Below are 3,523 nucleotides of genomic sequence, written 5' to 3'. Positions count from 1 at the left end.
AAACTAGGAAGCTAGCCGCAGGCTGTACTTGAGTACGGTAAGGCGACGCTGACGTGGTTTGAAGAGATTTTCGAAGAGTATAGACATTCAAAGACAAGGAAATAACGATGAACAAGAAAATATTAGAAACATTAGAGTTCAATAAGGTCAAGGCCTTGTTTGAACCTCATTTGTTGACTGAGCAGGGCTTGGAGCAATTGAGACAGTTGGCTCCGACTGCCAAAGCAGATAAAATCAAACAGGCTTTTGCTGAGATGAAGGAAATGCAGGCTCTCTTTGTCGAGCAACCGCATTTTACCATTCTCGCAACCAAGGAAATCGCAGGAGTCTGCAAGCGTTTGGAGATGGGGGCAGACCTCAATATCGAGGAGTTCCTCCTCTTGAAGCGCGTGCTTCTTTCTAGCAGAGAATTGCAAAGTTTTTATGCCAATCTGGAAAATGTTAGCTTGGAAGAATTAGCCCTTTGGTTTGAGAAATTACATGATTTTCCGCAATTACAAGGAAATCTCCAAGCCTTTAATGATGCAGGTTTCATTGAAAATTTTGCCAGTGAAGAATTAGCGCGCATCCGTCGAAAAATCCATGATAGCGAGAGTCAGGTACGCGATGTTTTACAGGACCTGCTCAAGCAAAAAGCGCAGATGTTGACAGAAGGGATTGTTGCCAGCAGAAATGGCCGTCAGGTTTTACCAGTCAAAAACACCTACCGCAATAAGATTGCAGGTGTTGTTCATGATATTTCTTCCAGCGGAAACACCGTCTATATCGAACCCCGTGAGGTGGTCAAACTGAGCGAAGAAATTGCTAGTTTGCGAGCAGATGAGCGCTATGAAATGCTTCGCATTCTTCAAGAAATTTCTGAGCGTGTCCGCCCTCATGCGGCTGAGATTGCCAATGATGCTTGGATTATCGGCCATCTAGACTTGATTCGTGCCAAGGTTCGCTTTATTCAAGAAAGACAAGCGGTCGTTCCTAAGCTATCAGAAAATCAGGAGATTCAATTGCTCCATGTCTGCCATCCTTTGGTCAAAAATGCCGTCGCAAATGATGTTCATTTTGGTCAAGATTTAACAGCCATTGTCATTACAGGTCCCAATACAGGTGGGAAGACTATCATGCTCAAAACTCTGGGCTTGACGCAGGTTATGGCCCAGTCTGGTTTGCCGATTTTAGCAGATAAGGGAAGTCGTGTTGGTATTTTTGAAGAAATTTTTGCTGATATTGGCGATGAGCAATCTATTGAGCAGAGCTTGTCTACCTTCTCTAGCCACATGACCAATATTGTGGATATTCTTGGCAAGGTCAACCAACATTCCCTCTTACTCTTGGACGAGTTGGGTGCTGGTACAGACCCTCAAGAAGGAGCCGCCCTTGCCATGGCTATTCTGGAAGACCTTCGCCTGCGTCAAGTCAAGACCATGGCTACGACTCATTATCCAGAACTCAAGGCCTATGGTATTGAGACAGCCTTTGTGCAAAATGCCAGCATGGAGTTTGATACAGCAACTCTTCGCCCGACCTATCGCTTTATGCAGGGTGTGCCTGGTCGAAGCAATGCCTTTGAAATTGCTAAACGTTTAGGTTTATCTGAAGTTATCGTAGGGGATGCCAGTCAGCAGGTTGATCAGGACAATGATGTCAATCGTATTATTGAGCAGCTGGAAGAGCAGACGCTGGAAAGCCGCAAACGTTTGGACAATATCCGTGAGGTGGAGCAAGAAAATCTCAAGATGAACCGTGCTCTCAAAAAACTTTACAATGAGCTCAATCGTGAAAAGGAAACCGAGCTTAACAAGGCGCGTGAACAGGCTGCTGAGATTGTGGACATGGCCCTAAGTGAGAGTGACCAGATTCTTAAAAATCTCCATAGTAAATCTCAACTCAAACCCCATGAAATCATTGAAGCCAAGGCCAAGCTGAAAAAATTGGCTCCTGAAAAAGTAGATTTGTCTAAAAACAAGGTCCTTCAAAAGGCCAAGAAAAAACGAGCTCCAAAGGTGGGAGATGATATCGTGGTTCTCAGTTATGGACAGCGTGGTACCTTGACCAGTCAACTCAAGGATGGCCGCTGGGAAGCCCAAGTTGGTTTGATCAAGATGACCTTGGAAGAAAAAGAATTTGACCTTGTTCAAGCTCAGCAAGAAAAACCAGTCAAGAAGAAACAAGTCAATGTTGTGAAACGGACATCTGGCCGAGGCCCTCAAGCCAGACTGGATCTTCGAGGTAAACGCTATGAAGAAGCTATGAATGAGCTAGATGCCTTTATCGACCAAGCCTTGCTTAATAATATGGCTCAAGTTGATATCATCCATGGTATCGGAACAGGTGTCATCCGTGAAGGTGTCACCAAATACCTACAAAGAAACAAACATGTTAAGAGTTTCGGCTATGCCCCACAAAATGCTGGAGGCAGTGGTGCGACCATTGTCACTTTTAAAGGATAAGAAAAGCCTGAGGAAATATGAGGTTCCTCAAGCTTTTTTGATTTCTAGACTAGATATCTAAAGGCTGTCCAGTGTGATTGAGTTGTGTGACAGTAACAAAGAAATCCTCTCTCATTCGAGTCAGAAGTTGATTTGGATAGATTTTTTCAAAGTTATCAAGACTGGCAAAGATATGCTTAGCAAGCTCTAGACCTCTGACATCATCTTGTCGGAGAAAATTATTAGCCCGTTCCATAGAAAGATTAATCATCTCTGTCATCTTGGTACTCAGTAGAGGGAAAGTATTAATCACTTCCAGAGTCTTAAGAGCTAAATTTTCAGCCTTATCATAGTAGCCATTGACAGAGTAATGCTTGATAGCAGTTCTTAAGCAGGCAATATAGTAGTCAGCAGTACGGATTGAATGGTATTCAGTCTGTTTTTTTAGAGTATCTAATAAGTGGTAGAGTCTGTAATCTAAAAATTCGATTGAAAAGTGAGGCAGGATAGATGAAAAGATATTAACCTCAATTTTATTCCAGTCGTCCAATTCGCTCAGATAGTTCTTGATATATTCTAATTCTTGATAATCTTTTGGAGTCAGAAAAGAATCGCCGATGATGTTTGCGATAGCAAATTTATTGACCACACGATTGGCAATCACATAGTGTTCAGCGATTCCAGGATTTTCCAGAGGCTGATTAATCAAGCTAAGGATCTTTTTAAATTCACGCTTATAGGCTAAATCAGCAACCTGAGCCTGTAATTTATGAAATTCAGTTGGGAACATTTGCGTTTTTAGACTATCAAAGGTCTCCTTATCAATTCCAATATTAGACAGAATCTCTTCAAATTTTTGAATGGTTATTCGAGATTTCCCTTGCTCAAACTGACGTAAAAAATGAGGAGTTACTGTAGTCCCAGCAGCTTCCTTTTGTGTAAACCCTCTTTCCTCACGGATGGCCTTATAGACTAATCCATAAACACTTTCATCTTGCATCCTAAATCTCCTCAAGTCCTTTTTTTCATTCTACCATAATTCTACCAGTTTTTAAGGGAATTTTTAGAAAAAAGTAATTATAGTTACGCTTTTTCGGGGG

The 3,523-nt window shown here is 42.1% G+C and carries 2 protein-coding genes; one reads left to right on the top strand and one right to left on the bottom strand.

Annotated elements, in window-relative coordinates:
- The first annotated feature begins 107 nt into the window (after positions 1-107).
- Positions 108-2,444 carry an endonuclease MutS2 gene (locus ADH54_RS09415; RefSeq protein ID WP_049524905.1) on the top strand — a complete coding sequence of 779 codons (2,337 nt, stop codon included), beginning with the start codon at positions 108-110 and terminating at the stop codon, positions 2,442-2,444.
- Between the two features lie 49 nt (positions 2,445-2,493).
- Here the strand turns inward: ADH54_RS09415 and ADH54_RS09410 are convergent, their stop codons facing one another.
- Positions 2,494-3,423, bottom strand: coding sequence for a helix-turn-helix domain-containing protein (locus ADH54_RS09410; protein WP_049524904.1), 930 nt, complete (start codon positions 3,421-3,423; stop codon positions 2,494-2,496).
- Positions 3,424-3,523 lie beyond the last annotated feature (100 nt).

Origin of the sequence: Streptococcus pseudopneumoniae (genome assembly GCF_001072315.1) — a bacterium.
Taxonomy (GTDB): Bacteria; Bacillota; Bacilli; order Lactobacillales; family Streptococcaceae; genus Streptococcus; species Streptococcus pseudopneumoniae_R.
Note: the sequence above shows the minus strand (reverse complement) of the source record. Positions and strands in the feature narration are given on the sequence as shown.

Coding starts and splice junctions, on each gene's coding strand:
- ADH54_RS09415 (WP_049524905.1), top strand. CDS start 108: ATGAACAAGAAAATATTAGAAACATTAGAGTTCAATAAGGTCAAGGCC.
- ADH54_RS09410 (WP_049524904.1), bottom strand. CDS start 3,423: ATGCAAGATGAAAGTGTTTATGGATTAGTCTATAAGGCCATCCGTGAG.